The 22,628-nt window shown below is 35.2% G+C and carries 16 protein-coding genes; 5 read left to right on the top strand and 11 right to left on the bottom strand.

The genetic code is table 11. The features are described from left to right. Window positions 1–178 precede the first annotated feature (178 nt). A complete protein-coding gene (locus A8L32_RS15640) occupies window positions 179–799 on the bottom strand; it encodes a hypothetical protein (protein ID WP_075590963.1) in 621 nt (206 codons plus the stop codon). A gap of 208 nt (window positions 800–1,007) precedes the next feature. Between A8L32_RS15640 and A8L32_RS15635 the strand changes: the two genes are divergently transcribed. Further along, window positions 1,008–2,444, top strand: a complete 1,437-nt coding sequence (locus tag A8L32_RS15635) for an alpha-L-fucosidase (protein ID WP_075590962.1) — start codon at window positions 1,008–1,010, stop codon at window positions 2,442–2,444. A 107-nt stretch (window positions 2,445–2,551) separates the two neighbouring features. Here the strand turns inward: A8L32_RS15635 and A8L32_RS15630 are convergent, their stop codons facing one another. Beyond that, window positions 2,552–4,099: a sulfatase-like hydrolase/transferase gene (locus A8L32_RS15630; RefSeq protein WP_075590961.1), complete on the bottom strand. Its 1,548-nt coding sequence runs from the start codon at window positions 4,097–4,099 to the stop codon at window positions 2,552–2,554. Window positions 4,100–4,322: 223 nt separating this feature from the next. Here A8L32_RS15630 and A8L32_RS15625 point away from each other — a divergent pair, with 223 nt between their 5' ends. After that, window positions 4,323–6,881: a glycoside hydrolase family 2 TIM barrel-domain containing protein gene (locus A8L32_RS15625; RefSeq protein ID WP_075590960.1), complete on the top strand. Its 2,559-nt coding sequence runs from the start codon at window positions 4,323–4,325 to the stop codon at window positions 6,879–6,881. A 7-nt stretch (window positions 6,882–6,888) separates the two neighbouring features. Then, a complete protein-coding gene (locus tag A8L32_RS15620) occupies window positions 6,889–7,848 on the top strand; it encodes a family 16 glycosylhydrolase (RefSeq protein WP_198931797.1) in 960 nt (319 codons plus the stop codon). Window positions 7,849–8,166: 318 nt separating this feature from the next. Here A8L32_RS15620 and A8L32_RS15615 read toward each other — a convergent pair whose 3' ends face one another. The 9 genes from A8L32_RS15615 to A8L32_RS15575 form a co-directional block, all read right to left on the bottom strand. Then, the gene (locus A8L32_RS15615) at window positions 8,167–9,039 is read right to left on the bottom strand and encodes a B12-binding domain-containing radical SAM protein (protein ID WP_075590959.1); all 873 of its coding nucleotides are present in this window, start codon (window positions 9,037–9,039) and stop codon (window positions 8,167–8,169) included. Between the two features lie 321 nt (window positions 9,040–9,360). Continuing rightward, a complete protein-coding gene (locus tag A8L32_RS15610) occupies window positions 9,361–10,347 on the bottom strand; it encodes a zinc-dependent alcohol dehydrogenase family protein (protein ID WP_075590958.1) in 987 nt (328 codons plus the stop codon). A gap of 170 nt (window positions 10,348–10,517) precedes the next feature. Beyond that, window positions 10,518–11,465: an LLM class oxidoreductase gene (locus A8L32_RS15605; protein WP_075590957.1), complete on the bottom strand. Its 948-nt coding sequence runs from the start codon at window positions 11,463–11,465 to the stop codon at window positions 10,518–10,520. 81 nt (window positions 11,466–11,546) lie between these two features. Further along, the gene (locus A8L32_RS15600; protein WP_075590956.1) at window positions 11,547–12,392 is read right to left on the bottom strand and encodes an enoyl-CoA hydratase/isomerase family protein; all 846 of its coding nucleotides are present in this window, start codon (window positions 12,390–12,392) and stop codon (window positions 11,547–11,549) included. Between the two features lie 20 nt (window positions 12,393–12,412). Then, the gene (locus A8L32_RS15595) at window positions 12,413–12,751 is read right to left on the bottom strand and encodes a nuclear transport factor 2 family protein (protein WP_075590955.1); all 339 of its coding nucleotides are present in this window, start codon (window positions 12,749–12,751) and stop codon (window positions 12,413–12,415) included. A gap of 179 nt (window positions 12,752–12,930) precedes the next feature. Beyond that, window positions 12,931–13,782: an AraC family transcriptional regulator gene (locus A8L32_RS15590; protein WP_075590954.1), complete on the bottom strand. Its 852-nt coding sequence runs from the start codon at window positions 13,780–13,782 to the stop codon at window positions 12,931–12,933. Between the two features lie 240 nt (window positions 13,783–14,022). Further along, on the bottom strand, window positions 14,023–15,642 hold the full coding sequence (locus tag A8L32_RS15585; RefSeq protein WP_075590953.1) for a sulfatase family protein: 1,620 nt from the start codon (window positions 15,640–15,642) through the stop codon (window positions 14,023–14,025). Between the two features lie 21 nt (window positions 15,643–15,663). Continuing rightward, window positions 15,664–17,277, bottom strand: a complete 1,614-nt coding sequence (locus tag A8L32_RS15580; protein WP_075590952.1) for a sulfatase family protein — start codon at window positions 17,275–17,277, stop codon at window positions 15,664–15,666. Window positions 17,278–17,438: 161 nt separating this feature from the next. Continuing rightward, window positions 17,439–19,034 carry a helix-turn-helix transcriptional regulator gene (locus A8L32_RS15575; RefSeq protein ID WP_075590951.1) on the bottom strand — a complete coding sequence of 532 codons (1,596 nt, stop codon included), beginning with the start codon at window positions 19,032–19,034 and terminating at the stop codon, window positions 17,439–17,441. 267 nt (window positions 19,035–19,301) lie between these two features. Between A8L32_RS15575 and A8L32_RS15570 the strand changes: the two genes are divergently transcribed. Next, window positions 19,302–20,891 carry an alpha-L-fucosidase gene (locus A8L32_RS15570; protein ID WP_075590950.1) on the top strand — a complete coding sequence of 530 codons (1,590 nt, stop codon included), beginning with the start codon at window positions 19,302–19,304 and terminating at the stop codon, window positions 20,889–20,891. Between the two features lie 116 nt (window positions 20,892–21,007). Beyond that, window positions 21,008–22,606 carry an alpha-L-fucosidase gene (locus A8L32_RS15565; RefSeq protein WP_075590949.1) on the top strand — a complete coding sequence of 533 codons (1,599 nt, stop codon included), beginning with the start codon at window positions 21,008–21,010 and terminating at the stop codon, window positions 22,604–22,606. The last annotated feature ends 22 nt before the right edge of the window (window positions 22,607–22,628 follow it).

Genomic DNA, 22,628 nt, shown 5'->3' with positions numbered 1-22,628 from the left:
AAAGAACTACGGTTCATGACTGAAATTATTTAAACTCACCCTTTCTCGTTCCTCAAAAGGATTCAAACAGAAAATAATTTTTAAGCGTCATTTCTACCTTGTTTTTTGACTCAACTGCTGAGACCGACGCTAAATAAGACTTTCAGAACATTAAAACAATCGTTTAGAGCGCTATTGGTTACATATAATAAGATACCTCTAAAAATGTATCTTTTTTACCATCTCCTAATTCATCGGAGTTAAACTCTTTTACCACTCCGCCTAAAACCACCTTACTTTCTGGAAGCTTAGTTTCTTGTTTTGTGTGTGCCACAATACAATGTGCAGTTTTTGTATCATCCCATAGTTCATAAATATCATATTCCTCCATGATTGGTACCATCATAAATGTAGTTACATCTCCACTTGTGATAGGGAACATTACAAAACCACTAAATTCAGTTTTCGAATCTATTAGTGTTGGAATTCCGGACATGATTGTACTCTGAGCTATTTCACTTTTACTTTCCACTTCTGTTGGTAATAAGTAATTAGATTTATATTTGAGATAGCTTTTATGAAGTTTTGAATCTAGTTTAAAAATAATATCTGCTTTATCCGTCTGACTTAATTTAAGTAAAGACATCTCTAAAAATAGAATCAGATGCTGCTTATCATTAAATATGCCACCTACTTTACCCAGTTCTGCCTGATTAATTTGTCCGTCATTAGCCTTGGTAAATAGGTTATAAAACCTACCTCCATTATCCAAGTTATGCAATGCTTCTTCTAAATTATGATATGGTTCTATTTTTTTCATTATTAAATCTTTTTAATGCAAAAGCATACTTAATATGCTCTCCTTGAATCATAAAACAATATAATGCTTTTCACGAATTATTATGCTGTGTGACTTCTATATATGATAAGATTGTCTAATGTATTCGTAAATAAATCCAAAGGATTTTGACATTCTTTCATGATATTTGCATTAATTGTAAATAAAATCATCCATACTCATTTTTAATATGAAACAAATCCTTATCATATCATTTGCACTCTTCTTCCTTATAGGCTGTAATAAAGAGCAAAAACTCGATAATAAAGCAAAACATCAGCAAAGACTCCAAGAGTTTGTTGATATGCGCTTTGGAATGTTTATATGTTACAACATTATGTCGTATGGTGCTAAATGGGGAGAAGCAAACTATCCAATTGATTCTTTTAATCCGCAAGATTTAGATTGCGCCCAATGGGCAGATGCTGCTGTCTCTGCAGGTATGAAATTTGGTTTACTAACAACCAAACATCACGAAGGTTTTTGTTTGTGGGATAGTCAGTATACAGAATATGACGTGGCTTCAACTCCATACAAAAAGGACATTGTAAAACAATATGTAGATGCATTTAGGGATAAGGGGTTAGAACCAGGATTATATTATTCAATTTGGGACTCTAGTAATAATATTGATAAAGGCCAGATCGATGATAAGGCAATTAAATTTATAAAGGGTCAGCTAACTGAATTATTAACGAATTATGGTAAAATTAAATACTTGGTTTTTGATGGTTGGTTTTGGCGATTTGGGCATAACAAAGTTCCTTTTAACGAAATAAGAGATCATGTTCGTAAACTTCAACCAGATTGCTTAATTACAGATCACACGCATATGCAATCTACGTTTCATGTAGATATTCCATATTTTGAGGGACCATTTGGCGCTTTTCCTAAAGAGACCAACTCAATGGCTTCTGCGTTGGGACATTGCAGTGTAAAAGGGAATGGTTGGTTTTGGAGCGATAAAACACCCCATGGCTTAATAAAAGGAGAGTCGGCTGCTACTATAAGTAATAAACTAAAGATGCTTGAAAGTAGATATTGTAATTTCCTTTTGAATTGCATGCCTAATCGAGATGGTTTATTAGATACATTATATATTGATTTATTAGAGGAAATTGGAACCTCGTGGAGCCCCAATTCCTCTCGACCAATACTTCCTCAACAAGTACCTCCGGTTATATATGAAGTTCGTCCGGTTGCAGCCATAGCTACAAGTGGTGAAGCCGAGCATGCTTTTGACGCTTCTAAAATTGCAGGAAAGAACTATTACGACTGGCTACCAACCAATGATGGTATTCAGTCCATCACTTTTGACTTAGGAAAAGTGTATAACGGTATTGAGTTAATGCAAATTACACAAAACCATCGATGTAAACCAGCTCCAGAAACAAGTTTAATAGATGGCAACATTAAGCATTGTAAACTATACGGAAGTACAAATGGAGATTCATTTAAACTTATTTCGGAAGAGAAATGGAAAGCAGATGGTGACATGAAAAGCATAGAATTTAACAGTTCAAATATCCGTTATTTAAAACTTGAAATTTTGGATTATGAAGGTAAAAATGCTATTGTAAATGAAATAATTATTGGTGCGCACTCAGAAATACCGACAGTTCGATAAACAGACTTATGACTTTGCAGTTTATAATACCTTGCTGTGACTAAAAAAAAAGAGGCTGAATCAGTTTATTCTGAGACAGCCTCTTTTTTTATGCTTATAAATTATATTTAATACTCAAGATATCCTTCGCATATTTTCTGTATCGCCCATTTATCTTCAATGGCGATTAATTGTTTTACCAAAATTTTCTTCCACTCTTCAACCAGTTCCAAATTCATTTGGTCTCCTTTAATTTTATGCAGCTGATATGGATCTTTTACATTATCGTAATAAAAGGCTTCTTTAAAATCAACGCCGTTAGAGGTTTTAACTACAAAAGTATAATCTCCTAAATATAATCCTCGTTGATTATAATCGAAATATAAAACTGCATTGGGTCTTTGGGTAATATTACTTTCAGGATCTTTAATAATACTTGCAAAATTAGTCCCTTGTACTGTTGCTGGAATAATATCCTCCAATCCTACTAAAGCTAATAGTGTAGGCATTACATCCGGAACACTTAATATTAAATCCTCTACTCTATGGTTTAATTCTTTACCCCACTTTAAAATAAAAGGTATATTAAAAGCTTCCGATTCAGGGTAAGGTTTACCTTTATGTCCGTGGCTCCCTAACATTTCACCATGGTCAGAACTAAAAACGATAATGGTATTATCGGCTACTCCCATTTTTTCTAGTTTATCCAAAACAAGTCCTATGTAGTAATCTACCGCACTTACATTGGCGAAATAATAAGGAGCGTATTCCCCCACTTCCTTATCAGCATTACCTCTTAAAAGTAAATCGTCAATCTCTATATTTCCTTGATTGGTATATTGAGGAAAGAACTTCATATCAGTACTTTCTTCATCCCATGGATTATGCGGTGGGTTTAATGACCAGGTAACAAAAAATGGTTTATCCATATCGCGCTGCCCATGTGTGTTATCTAGATAATTCAATAGCGCCTCTGACTCAAACTCGGCACTAAACCGTTTGGGTTGATATAATTCACCTTCTTTAAAACCTTCAATGGCTTTAGGGTCGTTAGAGTAACAAAGCGGATCTTTGTGTGTATCCCGCAAGGTTTGAAAGAAATATTTATAACCCAAGCGTGGTCCACCAGGAGGCACGTAGGTATCATATCTGTTGATGTAATGACCTCCAGGAGCTTCTGTTGTACCGTGATAAGTTCCTTTTTCATCAAACATAGGAACGGTCTTTTGCCAATGACATTTTCCAAAATAAGCTGTTTCATAGCCACCTTGGGTAAAAACATTAGCTATTGCTTTACCATCTACCTTGATACCTACTTCTCTATCTTTACGACAATTAGCTGTTAATCCATTTTTTGTTGGATACTGCCCCGAAAGTAACATACCTCTATATGGACTACAAAGCGGAAAATTACTCATGGCTCTACTAAATACAACACCATCGTTGGCTAATTTATCCAACGCTGGTGTATTAACCGGATCTGGTTTACCATGAATATATTTGGCATTATCTCCTTGAGACCAAAAACCTAAACTGAACTGACGATATTGGTCTGGAAAAATAATAATAACATTAGGTTTTTCTTCCTGTTTGGCTTCCCCCTTCTTTATATTTGTGCATGAAAATATCATGATAGTAGAAAGTAGAAGTAACCCGTATCTTTTTAAATATTGCATGTGATTGTAATTTATTGAAACATTCGATTCAAAAATAGCCTAATTATAAGTTTCAACAGGTGCATTTTTGTACACAAAATGAATAGAATTGTACTTAGTCTTCTTTCAAACTTATTTGGGTAATTTTATACCATTCACGGGTAATTTTTGCACTCTTCATTCTGTGTACTTATCGTATTTTTCAATCTTTCATTTCTAAAAATTTAAACTTGATAAAATCAAAATGAAGTCGAAGCTATTACCATTATTATTATATATTTTGTGTGGTACATTAATACAAAGTATCGCGCAAAATACAAATCCTATTAGCTTTAATAACGATTGGTTATTTACGCTTTCCGATTCGCCAGAATATAGTTTAACGACATACGACCCTAGTTATTGGAGAAAGCTAGATTTACCTCACGATTGGAGTATTGAATCTGATTTTTCTGAAGAGTTAGAAGGGTGTACAGCATTTATGCCAGGAGGAATTGGTTGGTATTCAAAGTTATTTAATACGGAGATTACTAAAAATCAGAAATGTTATATCATTTTTGATGGTGTTTATAATAATGCTGAATTCTGGTTAAATGGAATGCGCATTGGAAATCATCCATATGGGTATGCTCCTATTTATTATGATTTAACCGATTTATTGGCTCCTCAAGGGCAAGAAAACAGACTTTCTGTACGTGTTGATCATAGCCGCTATGCCGATTCAAGATGGTATACTGGTTCCGGTATATATCGCAATGTTCAAATGCTCATAGTTGATAAATTGCATATTCCGGTATGGGGAACATTTGTTACTACTCCAGAAGTTACCCAAGAAAGAGCCCGGGTAAATATTAAGGTTCAACTAAAAAATGATTATAGCAGCTCAAAAGAAGGACATCTTGTAACCACGATTTTAAATAATGATGGAGAAAAAGTAACTGAGCAAACCACAACAATATCATTAGGAGCATTAAAAAATGATATTTTCAATCAAGACATTGAGCTTAAAAATCCCATTCTCTGGGATGTGGATTCTCCCCAAATGTATATGGCTCAAACAAGCATCGTTGTTGATGGAAAAGTTATAGAAGAACGAAATACTCGTTTTGGAATTAGAACTATATATTTTGATAAGGACAAAGGTTTCTTTTTAAATGGAAAGAACATGAAGATTAAAGGTGTTTGTTTGCACCATGATGCTGGATTGGTTGGAACTGCCGTACCTAAAGATGTGTGGAAGCGACGTTTAGCATTACTAAAAGAAGGTGGTTGTAATGCCATCCGTTGTTCTCACAACCCTGCTTCAGACGAATTTTTGGACCTATGCGATGAAATGGGTTTTCTAGTCCAAAATGAGTTTTACGATGAGTGGGATTTACCCAAAGACAAGCGTTTTAACATGCAAGACAAAGAGGTGGATTACATTACTCGTGGTCATTCTGAGCATTTTCAACTATGGGCCGAAGAGGATTTAAAGAACACCATGTTATCAAGTCGTAACCATCCCTCTATTTTTCAATGGAGTATTGGTAACGAAATAGAGTGGACCTACGCAGGAAATAGAGGAGCAACAGGTATTTTTAAAGAAAGTGATAAGGATAATAAAATGGATTGGACTCTTTGGCGCACAGAGGTACCTCCACATACTCCACAAGAAGTTCGTGATTATTGGAAGAATTTTCCAGAACAAACATTTAACATTGGAACCACAGCTAAAAAGCTAGCAGATTGGACGCGCGAGTTAGATACTACACGTTATATAACAGCTAATTGTATTTTGCCTACTTCAAGCTTTGAAACTGGGTATACCGATGTTTTAGACATTGTTGGTTATAGTTACAAACCACATAAATACGATTATTTCAAAAAAACATATCCAAATAAAATAATGATGGGTACCGAAAATGTACCTCGTTATTATGAGTGGAAGGCTGTTATGGAGAGAGATTATATTTCGGGGTTATTCCTTTGGACAGGTGTAGATTATATGGGCGAACGTAGAGCTAAACATTGGCCCGTAAAAGTTACACCGCAAGGACCATTGGATGTGGCAGGGTTTCCGCGTGGCTCTTTTTACATGTTTAAAGCTTTATGGCGCGATGATATTCCTGTTATCAGCATGTACACGCAAACAGCCAAAGAATCCATCTATAAGGTGGATAGCAACGGTAAAGTTGTAGAAAAAAAGAAAGATTACTGGAAACTGGCTCCTCGTGAGTGGCAACATGTAAATGCATACTGGAACTATAGTAAAGATGAAGCTACTATTGTAGAGGTATATTCAAATTGCGAGAAGGTTGAATTATTTCAGAATGGAAAGTCGCTAGGTACACAATACCTAAAAGATCAAGAAGACTACACTTACAAATGGGCTGTTAATTATAAGGATGGTAAAATAAATGCAAAAGGTGTAAAGGATGGTAAAAAGATATCCATATCCCTAGAAACAGTGGGAGAACCTATTGCCATTAAATTAACTCCAGATAGAACCAAAATGGCTGCTAACAATACTGATGTGGTTCATGTAGTTGCTCAACTGGTGGATAAAAAAGGTAGAGAAGTTAAAAATATAGATACCGAAATTACTTTTGAAATTACTGGAGAGCACCGTTTTTTAGGTACTGATTGTGGTAATACTGCCAAACTTAAAAGCTTTAAGAGCAAAACGGTTTATACCGAATATGGTAAATGTTTATTAGCTGTGCAAGCCACTAAAAAAGCCTCTAATATCAGGATTACAGCTCGTAATAGTGATGGAAATCTAATTTCTAAAGATATAGTTGTAAGCATTGATGCTAAATAATATGAAGATGTATAAAATAATATCCATTATAACATTATTCTTGGCATGTTTGTCATACGCCAAGGCTCAAATTAACCCATTATCTGATCCTGACAACAATGCGGGTTGGAAAATAAATTCAATAGTTAGTGATGAATTTAATGCCAAAGAATTAGACGAGGAAAGGTGGTATATAGTGGGTAAATTCAAGGACGGTAAACCGTTTTATAAACATCCCGATAAACCCAAAAAGAAAGTATGGACAGGTAGAGCTCCCTCTCAGTTTTCGGGATGTAATTATCGTTTAGAGGATGGTATGTTAAAGTTGGAAGTGCGTTGGGAGCCTGATTTTCCGTTTAGTGAAGAAATAAGAGTTCCTGTATTTGGTGATCCTTTACCTTACGAGAATATTACAACAGCGTGTATTATTGGGCGTAAAGCTTTTAAATATGGATATATAGAAATTAGAAGCAAAGCGGCTGATGCCGAAGTTACCAGTGCCTTTTGGTCGATGGGTGAAAAACTAGAGTTTGATTTTTTTGAGATGTATGGCGATGGAAGAGCAAAAGGGAAAGAACATTTAGATTCTGAACTATGGTGGTCTATTCGTGATTGGGAACATTTAAAGGGAAAACCTTCTTATACAGAGCGCAAACAAATGGGATTTAGAGGAGCTGACGATTTTCATGTTTATGGTATTGCATGGAGTGAAAATGGTATTAAATATTATATTGATGGTAAACTCTTTTCTTCGGTTACTGCTGAAGAAGCTACGCAATGGGCTAAAGAAAATAGAGAAGTACCAGAGAATTATAATGGCTATGTGGCTACCAAACCCATTAATATATGGTTAGATAATGAAGTATTTCCTTGGCATGGCATTCCTAAAAGCAAAGAAGACTTGACACTTAATGGCACTCCAGAACAAAAAAAAGGAGGGTACATGGATTTTGAAATTGACTACGTAAGAGTTTGGCAAAAGGAATAATCTATTAAAGTCATATTTTTCAATTAATAGAAGTTAATGTGATAGGTTTGTGAATGTTTTATAGTTAATAATCTTCCTTTAAATAACTCAAAATTTACCTAGTGTAGTTTTTGAGCGTTCGTAAGCCCATCGCGGATATAAGTAACATCCCCAACACTATACGTATTACATTTGCGAATTAATATCTTCAAGTATAAAAGATAAATCCAAACAGACAATTTCTCAATGAGGAAGTGCCTGTTTGGATGAATTATGATGCTAAAAATGAAAAAACAAATTTCAGTTATACGATATATTTACAGTTTTCTCCTATTTCCTTTACCAAGAAAAAGTCTCAATTTTTTCATCTTTGTTTTTAATATTTTCTAAGGCTCCATTTACAACATTTAAAAAACTGACTTTATTGCTTGGAAACTGACCTTTTAAAGAAACCTCATTATTACCATGATCTCCCCAATAGAAAGTGTCAAATTTTAGGTTTTCTAATAAGTATTTTTCTTCTTCCAATACCTGTTGTTTTGTAGGTAATGTGAACTCACCTCTTTCTACCTGAGCTTCCAACTCGGTACCTGGTTGTATAGCCAGAGCCATTGGAGCTAACTCTTCTGGCTGAAGAATATTCAACAGTTTAGTCGTTTCAATAGCGTGCTCTTTGGAGCGTTCCTTGCCTCCAAGACCCCAGATAATAGAAACTAAAACTCTAATTCCAGCTTCCTTGGCTTTGGCCGCTCCTTCTATTGCTTCTTCTGGAGTCATCATTTTTTTAACATCATCAAGAATTTTAGCATCTCCAGATTCGAGACCCACATATGCCATCGTTAAACCGGCTTGTTTAATCTGTTTTAGCTCGTCTACTGTTTTTCTTTTAAAATCATTGTATTGACTATACAACGAGATCTTTTTGCTATTCGGAAATACTTCTTTGATTTTGCGTAGAACGTTTACAATGAAATCTGTTTTCATCACCATCACATTTCCATCAATCAAAAAAAACTCTTCGATGTTAGCACCATAAAGTTGCTTAGCCTCTTCAATATCATCATATATATCTTCTAATTTGCGAACACCAAATTTTTTATCGCTAAACATATCGCAAAAAGTACACGAATTATTAGAACAACCTATAGTTGTTTGAATCAGCAAACTATTTGCCTCCATCCAAGGGCGGTATATTTTTCCTTCGTAATGCATATTTAATTTCCTTTCTTTTAATTTACACCTACAAAAATACGCTTGTAGCTTGGCTTTGATCAGGTATAAAGCAAAGTACTTTTAGTAAAAAACGAGGTTTAATGTAGTCCTATACTAGTCTTCTTTTATTGCACAAAAAAGGAGTACCCTTTAAAGAGATACTCCCATATAAAATAAACCACCTCGTGGCAAGCCCATAAGCATAAATCTGAATACTAACTGTATTAACGAGGTATTAAACCTTTTGGCGACGCCAATAAATAAAAGCTATCGCTTAAAATACCTTTTTTGTCTTTCTTGTTTGAACCTTTCGTAAGTGGATTAGTTTTCAACTACCACTTTTCCAATAGCTTGTCCACTTTTTAAATGGGCATGAGCCTCTCCCACTTGCTCAAGAGAAAACTTCTTCTCGTCAACCACAGGTGTTAATTTTCCTGCTTCAATAATTTCTGCTACTTTACTAAGAATCTCACCATGCACAGCTCTATTAAAATCGTATAACATTGGTATTAACATAAATACTACATGTACAGACAGACCTCTAAAATGTGCCATGGTTAAATCTACTGGACTTAAGGCAACTGTAGTAGCAACATTTCCATTCAATGCTGTTGCATTAAATGAGTTCACTAGGTTTTCATTACCAACAGAATCCATAACCACATCAAAACCTGCACCTCCAGTGTATTTCGCTACATAATCTTCTACTTTTTCTGACTTGTAGTCAATAGCGGTTGCTCCTAACTTTTTAATTAATGCTAATTTATTTTCACTACCATCAGTAGCATACACATCTGTTCCGAAATATTTTGCCAGCTGAATAGCTACATGACCAACACCACCAGAGCCTCCTTGTACCAATACTTTTTGTCCCTCTGTTATACCTGCGCGAGTTAAACCTTCATAGGCAGTAATGGCAACCAATGGTAAAGCAGCTGCTTCTCTCATGCTTATGTTTTTAGGCTTATGCGCCATCAATCTGCTGTCTGCTACAATAAATTCAGTTAATGTACCAGGTAATTCACCTAATCCACCAGCGCATCCGTAAACTTCATCACCAATCGCATAACCTTTTACATCATCTGCTACTTCTTCAACGACACCTGCGAAATCCATTCCTAAAAGTGCTGGAGCATCAGGAGATAATGGTAGATTTTTACCCATTTGTACAATCATAGTGTCAATGGTGTTTACACTAGAGGCTGCAATCTTCACTAAAACATGACCGTTTTTAATAGTTGGCTTCTCAATTTCTGCTACTTCAAATTTAGCATTCTCGCCATATTCATTAATTACTAATGCTTTCATTATATTATTTTTTTAAGTTATAAGTTATCCTTGCATATTTACATTACAAATGTATCGGTATCTATAACTGTGCTCAAGTAAGAAAAATGGTTTTTGTTGTAAAAAACAAGGTTTAACAAGTAAGTATATGACGAAGATTATGGAAAGATATTAGGACATAAGCTTTTGTCTTAGTGGAATTTAGACAACACTTCATCTCCTAATTTATCTAGAGTATGGCTTATATCAGTTTTATTAAAACGAAGATTAAAAGCCAGATGATTAACTCCAATTTCTTGTAATTGGAATAAATAATCTACCAAATATTTAGACCCAATTTTAAAACCTAAATGTATTGGTTCAGGTTTAAAACCTGAATCGGATTGCAAGTCAACATAGAGAGGTTGCATGAATGGCTTACTGGCTTTACTCCCACCAGAAATTAAATCTCTCCAATCTTTTATTGTTTGCCGTTGGCTGTATGCATCCTTTGGGTATGACATCCATCCGTCTGAATTTTCAGCATTCCATTCCAAGGATTGTTGGCTATGTCCAGTGACTAGTAAGGGAATCTTTTTGCCTAAAGGTTTAGGTAGGATATCCAAAGAAGCGTTTAAATTTCCGTAATGCCTTGTTTCAAGTTTTGGAAAGTCCTTTTGTGCGTTCCTAATTAAATTAAATGCTTCACGAAATCGCTCTCCTCTTTCTTCATATTTGATATTCATTGCCGGATACTCCTCCATCCTATCACCTGATGCTACACCTAAAATTAATCTACCATTAGACAATTGATCAATGGTAGCTGCGGACTTAGCTACATGAACAGGATGATGTAACGGTAGAGCAATACTAGCAGTTCCCAATGCAATATTAGTTGTTTGTGCAGCAAGATACCCAAGATAAACAAATGGGTCATACATCTGCCCCACATCACCAAACGAAGGAACATTAAAAGGAACGTCTCTTACCCATGCTGCTTTAAAACCTACAGCTTCAGCTAATTTCACTCTTTCTAAATGCTGTTGCATTGTAGGGGTGGCACCATGTGCATAATTCTCAATAGGAATAACAAGCCCCAGGCTTAATTTATGAGGTTTAAATACACTGTTGTAACCTTTATTAATTTCTTCAAACTTCATGTGTTATAAACTTATGGAGAGAATAAAAGTTGAGGGGATTAATGGTAAACTTTCATCACCCCCTCTAACAATACTCAATCTTTATTTAATTTCTTGCAAGTCCATTAGCATGTTTTCCCAATTCTTTTGATTACCATGGTCGAATTGTGCACCATTTTCATCGGCAATTGTAAAACGTTTGATGGCAGGCGTTTTGCTAGTAGCCTGAAATAACTGATAAGCTTCTTCTTTTAAAGCATCCGCAATGGGTAAATCAATAGATGCATAAACTGCGCGCTTACAAGCCTCAATCGATTCTGCAGGGAATTTAGAAATACGCTCTGCTAAAGCATCTACATACGGTCCTATTTCATCTGCGTCAAGCGCTTTGTTTACCGTTCCAAATTTTTCAGCTTCGTCAGCATCCCAATCTCTTGCACCTAAAATAATTTCAAGTGCTTTTCCTAAACCAACCTGACGAGCCATACGAGAAGCACCTCCACCACATGGTAGTATTCCCATACCTACTTCCATTTGCATGAATTTAGCTTTTCCACGAGCTGCAAAACGCATATCTAAAGCCAAAGCCATTTCATGACCACCACCTCGTGCAAAACCTTCAATTTTTGCAATTGTAGCTTGAGGTAGGTTGCTAATTCTTTCTAATACCGATTGTAAATCGAGTAACTTTACCTCTGATCTAGAAACAGCTTCTGTAGACATATCTCTCAATAGGTTTGTATCGTAGTGGCACACCCAATAATTAGGGTTAGATGATTGAAATACAACAACCTTAACGCTTCTGTCACGTTCTAATCTTAAAGCAAGACTGCTTAGGTCTGCTAACATCTCTTGTCCTTGTACATTTACAGGTCCGAAATTAATTGTAACCGTTAAAATGGCATCTTTCTGCTCTGCTGTAAATGTTTGAAAATTTTTGTAATCCATAGTATTAAAATTTATAGTGTTTATTGAATAATTCCTGCGAAAGTGTGATACTTAATTTTACCATTTTCTATGATATAAGTATCTGTACAAAACTGTACATCCAGTTTTTCATTTTTACCATGCCATACCAGATATACCACATGATTGTAGGTTTCTTGCTTGATGGTTTTAATCTCAAACCCATCCATTTTAGGAAGAAGCTCTTGGTAAAAGCTTTTAATTTGTTCTGCTCCTTTATAGGTACGTTCTGGTGTTGTAAAAACAGCATCCAAAGCATAATCATTAATTACTTTCTCTGGATCTAAAGTACTTACAGCTTTAATGTGGTTCTCAAAAACCTCTTGTGCACTTTTCATCATAAATGATTGTTTAAAGTTTATAATGCAAAAGTATAACACAGCTGTACCTTAAGTCAGGTAAGAAACAATGAGCTTTTAGTAAAAAATGAGGAATACGAATTATTCAATATAAAATGGACATTATCCAAGGAGGAAAAAGGGAATTACAGCACTGTGAGAGCTAATTTATTAGCGAATTATTATTTGTTTTTACTTTGTAGACGAAAAGCGCCTGCAGCAAGACCTTTGTAAGCAATAAAGGTTTTATCTAGATGACTACTATCGGTAAAACCTAACTCCATCGCTATTTCAGAAAGTGTTAGGTCAGTATAATTTAGGCGAGTTTCAGCTAACTTTACCTTGTAAGTTAAAATATATTTTTTGATACTAATACCCATTTGTTTATTAAAATACTGACCAACATAGTTGTCCGAAATATTAAATTGCTCTGCGATAGCTGTATTCGAAATCAAGTCAGCATCATAAATGTTAGTATGAATATAATTAACTATTTCTTGAATTTTTGAAGAAGCTGTTTTGATAGAAACGTAATTTACATTTCGTGAGATAATATGAAGAATAGAATGAAGTGTGTTTTTTAATATTAAATCACTTTTTAATTCCTGGTCATGATACTCAATACATATAATGTTAAACATAGCAAGGATATTATTCCTTTCTGCTTCTGATTTAAGTTCAATATTGGTATTTCGATTGGTGCTGTGTAAAATAGTTTCTATTTTTTTAAACCATTCTTTTCGTTGCTTATCATCATTATCCTCTGAAGAACCCGTAAAAAAACTATTTAAAAACTTAATGGTATTTACCGTGGTAGCTTGTTCTACATTAAAGGTATACTTATCATTAGGAACTAATATAAATAATTGATTATCGCTATAAGGAATGCTATGGCCGTTAACAATTAATTTACCATTACCCTTTTCAATGAACAAGATTTCGAAAAAACGTATGGCTGTATATGGGCAGTATTCAAATGAGGCTTGATTCTCAAAATGTTGAATAACTATATTTTCAAAAATTGTTCTTGGCATTTAGGCGCTGTTCTATTTCAATAATTATTTGCTTAACAAGCATTCAAATATAATACATTATAGCTACAATACTGAAAAATCAGAAACAAGCTTGCATATGTATTTGAGATGCTATTAAGAGCTACCTGCAAACCACAAGAAACAGCTAACATCAAGTATTAAAACAATAACAGCCCCATCAATCAAAACAATGGAGCTGTTATTTTATCAACTATTTAACACAACTTTTTTATATTTTCTCTATATATCAAACTTACCGGGCATACTTGCTAGGTGTTTCTTTAATTCGGCCTTTAATTCGTTTAAAACTTGCTGACTCGATGGGTCATTAAATAGATTATTTTGCTCTTTGGGATCTTCTTTTAGATTATACAGTTGATCCATGTCAAAATATCCCGGCAATTGACCATACGATGCATGCTCTGCTTGCTCTCCTCCTGGAACTAAAGAAAAATGACTGTAAGGAGCCATTGGATTATCTAGGTTTACTGTACCCATTTTCTTTTTAATACGTGGTGAATTGTATCCTTCCAACACTGTAGCGCGTTCTTCCTTAGTTCTGTTTTTAGCAAAAGCTGGATAACGTATGGCATAATATTTATAATCTCCTTTAATAATGGCGCGTGCATAACCGAGTTCAAAAAAGAAAGTACGTTCAGCATCTAAAGTCTCACCATCTAAAAGAGCCTTAAAACTTTGTCCATCAAATTGATTTTCCTCAACATTACCTCCGGCCATCTCAACAATAGTTGGGGCAAAATCAATGTTTTGTACTTTAGTATTACAAATATTCCCGCATTTAAAACCTTTACTTTGCCATACAATACTCGGACTCATTACTCCACCCTGATATAAGGTGCCTTTTGCTTTTTGTCCGTGATCGTTAAAAAAGAAAATAATGGTATTATCCAAAATATTACGGTCTTCTAACTTATGGATTAAAGCACCAAGAGCATCATCTAACCAAAGTAGGTTTTCTTTACCCTTCCCTTCTAATCCTTCTGCTTTTGTTCTCTCAGGAATAGTATGACGTACAGGCATTACATTGGGCGCTTTTTCCAGATAACCTTTAGCCGTTATTAAAGGATTGGCATTCCAAGATCGTTTAGGTTCTGTTGGAGCATGTGGTATAGTAGTAGCAAAATACAGGTAAAAGGGACGCTTATAATTTTTCTCAATAAAATTAACGCCAGCTTCTGCTATCCAATCTGTATTTTGCACCGCAAGCTCGCCTAAACCAACAAAATTAGGGTTATCATGGTAAATACCATCCGCATAATCAAAACCGTTATCTAATATAGCCTGAACAGTAAGATTATAATTCGACTCCAGTTTCTCAACAATCTCAGGCGCTTTAGCATCTGCCCAATAATCAGGAAAATGATATAAGGTTCCCGCTTCAATAGCATGATTTTTACCCACCATACCTGTGGTATAACCAAGCTCTTTAAGATAATGCGGCAAGGCTTTATTTCCGTTTGTAATAAAAGTATTCCAATGGATAACCGTTTGCCCTTCCTGTTCTTTGGTAAATGATGTAAAAGCTTTATTGGTGGCTTTGCTGGCGTAATTACCTGTTAAGCAATTATAACGACTAGGTGTACAGACCGGCGATGCAACCAATTGGTTTTTCATTAGGGTTCCTTCTGCAACTAACCGATCCATATTGGGGGTTAAGTTTTTTCCTTTACCTTCTGGCAAGCAATTAAACATTTCGGGATACATATCATCTGCAATAAAAAAGATGATATTAGGTCGCTTTGCTGTATCAGACTCTTTATTGCTCTTTGTGCTTTTTCCTGAGCAACTGATGATGAGTAAAGCTATGACCGTGGTTGAAAAGAGTTTTTGAAATTTCATTCTCATGATTATTTTAAGCCTTTATTTTGTAATTTCTATAAAGTGTTGATCTAATTTTTCTGAGTCTTTATACTTAACTCTAAGGTCTTCCAGTTTAGCTTTTAATTCCTTTACAGTTTCCTGATAGTTTGAATCTTCGTAAACATTATTCATTTCCTGTGGATCTTTTTTTCTGTTGTATAATTCCCATTCGTTCACATCGTAGTAAAAATGAACAAGCTTATACTCTTTTGTTACTATACCATAATGCCTTTTTACCATATGTACCGAAGGGTATTCGTAATAATGATAATACACCGCATCTCTTGTCCACTTTTCATCTTCTCCTTTTAATAAAGGCATCAGGCTCTCGCCTTGCATATCGCTTGGTGCAGATATTTGAGCGGCTTCTAAAAAGGTTTGAGCAAAATCTAGATTCTGAACCATTTCATCACAACTTGTTCCTGGTTTTATCTGCTTAGGCCAGCGAATAAGCAATGGAGTTTTAAATGATTCATCGTATATAAAACGCTTGTCGAACCAACCATGCTCCCCTAAATAAAAGCCCTGATCTGAGGTATATACAACGATAGTATTTTTATCTAATCCGCTTTCTTTCAAATAATCTAACACTCTACCAACATTATCATCTACAGAGGAAATGCAAGCCAAATAATCCTGCATATAACGCTGATACTTCCAACGCATTTTATCTTCCATACTCAGTTTCATCCAATTATTCTTAAACCATGTATTGATAGAATCAATGACTGGATCATACAAGGATTTTTGCTGGGCATTTGCTCTATTATATGGACCATAAAAACCTTCTCCCCATTCAACAGGTGGAACGTAAGGTGTAATTTCACCCATTTCATTTATCGTTTCAGGTCTTATTTTAGAATCATGACCATATTTCATGTGGGTTAATAGGTTCATTTCAGCTGTTTTTGCGGCGGTTCCTCTGTTGGTATAATCATCGAATAAACTAACCGGTTCAGGAAAGTTTTTAGCGGCGAATTCTTTAAACTTATGAGGGCTGGGCCACCATGGACGATGTGGTGCTTTATGCATATACATCATCATAAATGGCTTGGTTTTATTGCGCTTTTTATTTAGCCAATTTAAAGTTAAATCCGTAATTATATCGCTTACATATCCTACAATTGTGGTATCGCCTTTGGGGGTATTAAAATTAGGATTAATATAATTTCCCTGGTCAGGCAGAATCATAAAATCATCCACTCCTTTAGGATTATTGCCAAAATGCAATTTACCATACATGGCCGTTTCGTAACCTGCTTGCTGAAATAATTGAGGAAAGGTGACTTGTGTTGTATCAAAGGGTTGGATATTGTTTATTTTACCATTGATATGGGTATGCTTTCCTGTTAAAATGGTAGCTCGAGAAGGTGCACAAATGGAGTTTGTTACGCAAGCATTGGTAAACAGCATCCCTTCATGGGCAATTCGATCGATATTTGGTGTTTCAATTAAGTGATTACTATAGGCGCTAATGGCTTGGTAAGCATGATCATCTGACATAATAAAAAGGATATTAGGTCTTTGATCTTTTGTGTTTAGACTTTGTTTACAAGCTATAGCAGTAATTACCCATAAAAGTAATACTGTAAAAAAACTCTTTCTATGTACCATATTCTGTTCAATATATTATTCATCACAATATTAAGCGCTTATTGCTTTATTGATATGTATAAAATGTTTACAGAATGGGATTATTTGTTTCTAATGAACGTTTTTGATGAGTGAAAAACGTGCTGATACAGTAATTAAAGAGCTACCTACATTTAGTTGGATTATAGCTTGCTCAAAAAATTACTCAAATTATCTTCTCTATTCAAATTCATTTTTTTACGAATACGAGAACGCGCCATGTGCACACTATTTACAGAGATGCCTAGTAAATGTGACATCTCCTTACTGTCGAAATTTAGTTTTACCAATGCGCAATGTTTTAAATCTGTTGGTGTTAAATCTGGGTATTGTTCCAATAAATTTTGGTAAAACTTATCATTGGTTTGTGTAAATCTCAAATTAAAATCGTCCCATATTTTTTTATTGCTCTGTTTATATTTTCGTTGCAGTTTTTTATAAGTTTCGGGCGATTTTGCCATAACAGTTTCTAGTAATTCCTTAACGGCCTGCTCTTTTTCAATAATCTGCAGCGCATTAGCAGTAAGTTCTTTGTTTTTAATATCTAAAATGACTTCGCTTTTTTCCTCATTCAACTGTTTTTCGTAGGCAATCTGTTTCATTTTGGCATTTAAACGAATGGCAACAAGTGCCGCAATAGCAAGCAACAGCAGTAAACCAAGCAATAATTGTAATCTGAACCTAGCTTGATTGCTAATATTTAAAAGTTGATTATTAGTTTTTAGCTCCTGTTCTTTGCGAAGCAAATCTTCCTTGTATCTATTTTTTATTTCGAACAAGACTTTATTCTGCTTACTTTGGGTATTAAACAAACTATCGGATAATTGTTTAGCAGCTTTTAAATAGATATAAGCCTTTTTGTTATAGTTGGTTTTGGCGTATTCAAACGCTAATTGTTCTAAAACCAAAGGCTTTAGTTTAAGGTTATTTTGTAAAGAGTCAATGGCAGTTAAGGACTTATTATAATAGTAAATAGCGCTATCTGGCTGGTTTGTTTTAGATTTTAATTTTCCCATAAAATAATTCACCGAAGTTTGAAAACCATTCCCTCTTTCCTCTAAAAAAGGAATTACTCCCTGTAAATAATGCTGAGCTTTATAATAGTTATGCTGCTCTAAATAAACCTGACCATAAATACCATCCACAAAGTGCAATCGCGTATTCGTATTGTCGCTATAATAACACGAATCTAAATATTGAATAGCGGTGTTATACTCTTGCATGGCCACTAATTGTACCGCTACATCTAAATAGCATGAGGTCAATCTGCCTTTAATAGTTGAATCGTTTTGAGCATATTGCTTTGCTATTTGCAAGCCCTGTTTGCTATGGTGCAAAGCAATACTGTCTTTGCCATAAACCTGATATAGAATACCCAGCATCTGATGAATTTCGAGTAAAGGTAATTTGTTGGCAATTTCATTGGCTTTAGGCAGAGCATCCCACAGCAAATCAAAGGCCTCGTTAAACTTAGCTTGTCTATGTTCAATATCAGATAAATGAGCAATGCAATTTAAATGATTTACAGTATCTCCTTTTAATAAAAAATAAGCAGCGCCATCCTTAAAATAGTTATACGCTTGTTCTGTTTCTTCTTGTGCCATTTTGTAACGCTCCCAGCTGAAACGGTTTAATGCATATAAAGAATCAATCGGCTCCTGAGAATATGTACCCTTGAGATTTAGAAAAAACACAAGCAGCAATATCAGCTTTAATAAAAGAGATTTAACATAATGCATACATCTTCATTTAATTCTTTCACAAGGTACGTAAAATGCGTCCTAAATATAGTTTATGTTGGAACTGATAAGTTGAAAATATAGTTATCATATAGTCTTAATTTAGTTGAAATCAATAACAGTATGTAATTTTGAAACATTGTTATTCAATACTTTACACAAACACATTCAGCGTAAGTAAATGTAAAAACTTTAACAAGCACTTACATGATAACTATAGTAGCAATGTTTGTCATATATAGTTCTAATTACAACAAATAATTAAGCATGAAAAAAAAATTATGGAAAGGTTTTATACTATGTTTTACCCTTATTAGTTTTTCCTTAGCGGGACAAAATAAAAGCAAACAAAACATCAGCGAAACCAAGTTGAAAAAAGAAAATGTCCATCAAAAGGTTTACAAAGAAGAATGGCCATCCATAGCTCGTCATACAACTCCCGAATGGTTTAGAGATGCCAAGTTTGGTATTTACACCCATTTTGGCCCAGCTGTTTTGGCAACACAACATAAAACTACCGAATGGTGGGGATGGGCTATGTATAATACCAAAGCAAAATATTGGACAAACGCGATTCGTCCAGATTCACCAGATACAACGCGTAATTTTAAATTGCATCAAGAGCTTTTTGGTAACCAAAATGAATACGGTTATAAGGATTTGATTATGGATTTTCAGCCTGATAAGTTTGATGCAGAAGAATGGGCTGACATATTTTACAAAGCTGGAGCTAAATTTTCGGGGCCTATGGGATGTCATCACGATAATTTTATGTTGTGGGATTCGGAAGTTACTCGTTGGAATATGAAACGAACTGCAGGTATTGATGTTGTGGGTGAACTTGAACAAGCCATACGAGCAAAAGACATGAAATACCTAATTACATTTCACCATGCCTTTTCGTGGTGGTTTTTTACTGAATCGCATAAGTATGACGGCGCAAATCCAGAATACTACGATTTGTATTGTAAACCACATACTTTTTCGAATGACCCCGATAGTTTTGGTGAATATCCAGATGCTGAATACGAAGATTTATGGTTTCGTAAATTAGAAGAAGCAGCGATGAAATACAAACCGGATTTATTCTGGTTTGATATGGGGCTAGAGTTGCTTAGCGATGATATTCGCAAAAAAGCGTATGCTCGTATGCTCAATTTAGCAGAAGAAAATGGACAAGAAATTGGCATCTCTTACAAAACCAAATTTGATATTTGTATTCCTCCATCAGCAGGTATTCTGGATTTTGAAAAAGGCCGTTCACAAAGTGCACGTGAGGATGCTTGGCTCACTGACACCCCACTTGGCGGTTGGTTTTACAATGGACGTAAATCGCGTTCGTCCGAAGCCATTATCGAAATCCTTATTGACATTGTAAGTAAAAATGGTTGCTTGCTGCTAGATGTAAGTCCAAAACCAGATGGAACCATTCCCGACGACCAAAAAGAAACCTTATTGGGGATTGGAGAATGGTTAAAAATAAACGGTGAAGCAATTTACAATACACGCCCGTGGGTAATTGCCGAAGAAGGGCCGACTAAACTTGAAAAAGACGGTCATTTTAACGAAAACTGGGAAGCCATTTATACTGAGAAAGATATTCGATATACACAAAGTAAAGATAATAACACATTGTATGTAATAGTAATGGATGAGCCTACAACAAATACTGTAGTGGCTAAAAAACTAGGTGCTGGTTTCGAATATCTAACACGTAAAATTGAAAGTATAAGCCTTATTGGTTCTGATAAAAACATTGAATGGAAACAGAACGAAACCAACATGACATTCTCATTCCCTGATAATACAAATGGGAAACATGCATTCTGTTACAAAATTCAATTAAGTCCTTTATAATAGAAATAGGAAGAGCATATGATTATGCACAAAGGGGCACGATTATGCAAGTTAATGAGAGTTCCTGAATGTGTAGAAACTTTTGGCACTTTTTCTAATACAAAAATTTTAATCAGATGAAAAATCAAATCATATACTTATTTATGGTTGTATGTATATTTCAATTTGCAAATGTACATGCCCAAAACAAACTGGCTAAAAAGGAAAACGCCAGCGAAGTCGATCAAATTGAGCAAGCTAAGAAGGCAGGAAAAACATTTAAAGAAGAATGGCCTTCTATTGCCAAACATTCCGTTCCTGAATGGTTTCGAGATGCAAAGTTTGGTATTTTCACTTGCATTGGCCCGGCAACTTTAGCCACTCAGCATAAAACCACCGAATGGTATGGATGGGCTATGTACGACACCACCAGTGTATACTGGAATAATGCCCCAAGAGGCGAAGCTAAACCATCTGGCGAATTCATGAGACATAAAAGTCTTTTTGGCGGCGATCAAAATGAGGTTGGTTATAAAGACATCATCAAGCAATTTAACCCTACAAAATTTGACGCAGAAGAATGGGCCGACCTCTTTGATAAAGCCGGTGCTAAATTCATGGGACCTATTGGTGTATTCCACGATAATTATCTGAATTGGGATTCTGATGTAAGCCGTTGGAACAGTAAAGACATGGCGGAAGTTGATATTACGGGTGCGTTAGAAAAAGCCATCCGCAAGCGCGATATGAAATATCTGATTACTTACCACCATGCTTTTACTTGGTATTGGTATTACCATTCTTTTGCCTTTGACGGAGGCCTACCTGGAAATGAAGATTTGTATGGAAAAGTACACGGTTTTTCACCCGATGGCGATAGTTTTGAACCCTATCCTGATGCTGATTTCGAAGAACGTTGGTTTCAGATTTTAAAAGAATCGGCTGACAAATACTCTCCTGATTTATTTTGGTTTGATATGGGCTTAGAGTTGTTAAGCGATAATATCCGTAAAAAAGCATTTGCATATTTATTAAACGAAGCTGAGCTTAAAAAACAAGACATTGGTTTGTGTTACAAAGTAAAGTTCGACGTTTGCATTCCACCCCGTGCCGGTATCCTAGATTATGAAAAAGGACGTTCAACAGGTCTGCGTGCAGATCCTTGGTTGAGTGATACTCCATTGGGAGGCTGGTTTTATAATGGTCGTAAATCGCGTTCGCCCGAGGCTATTGTTGAAATTCTTTGCGACGTAGTTAGCAAAAATGGTTGTTTGCTACTTGATGTTAGTCCAAAGGCTGACGGAACTATTCCAGAAGATCAAAAAGAGACCTTATTGGGCATAGGCGAATGGTTGGATATGAATGGTGAAGCTATTTACAATACTCGTCCTTGGGTAATTGATGGAGAAGGCCCAACTACTTTAAAATCTGATGGGCATTTTAACGAAAATTGGGAAGCTATTTACACCGATAAGGACATACGATATACACGCAGTAAAGATGAAAATACACTTTATGTTATTGTTCTTGATCGTCCAACTGAAGGTAAGGTAACAGCAAAAATGTTATCTACAATCCTACCCTACTTCGATAAACAAATTGCTAATGTTAGTTTAATTGGTACGGATGAAACTATAAAATGGAAACGTGATGAGTATGGCGTAGAGTTATCCTTTCCCGATAATCACCCAGGAAAACATGCTTTCTGCTATAAAGTAGAATTAATAACAGAATAAGCAAAAGAGTCACGTACCCAAA

Origin of the sequence: Labilibacter marinus, assembly GCF_001659685.2 — a bacterium.
In the GTDB taxonomy this organism is placed as follows: Bacteria; Bacteroidota; Bacteroidia; order Bacteroidales; family Marinilabiliaceae; genus Saccharicrinis; species Saccharicrinis marinus.
Note: the sequence above shows the minus strand (reverse complement) of the source record. Positions and strands in the feature narration are given on the sequence as shown.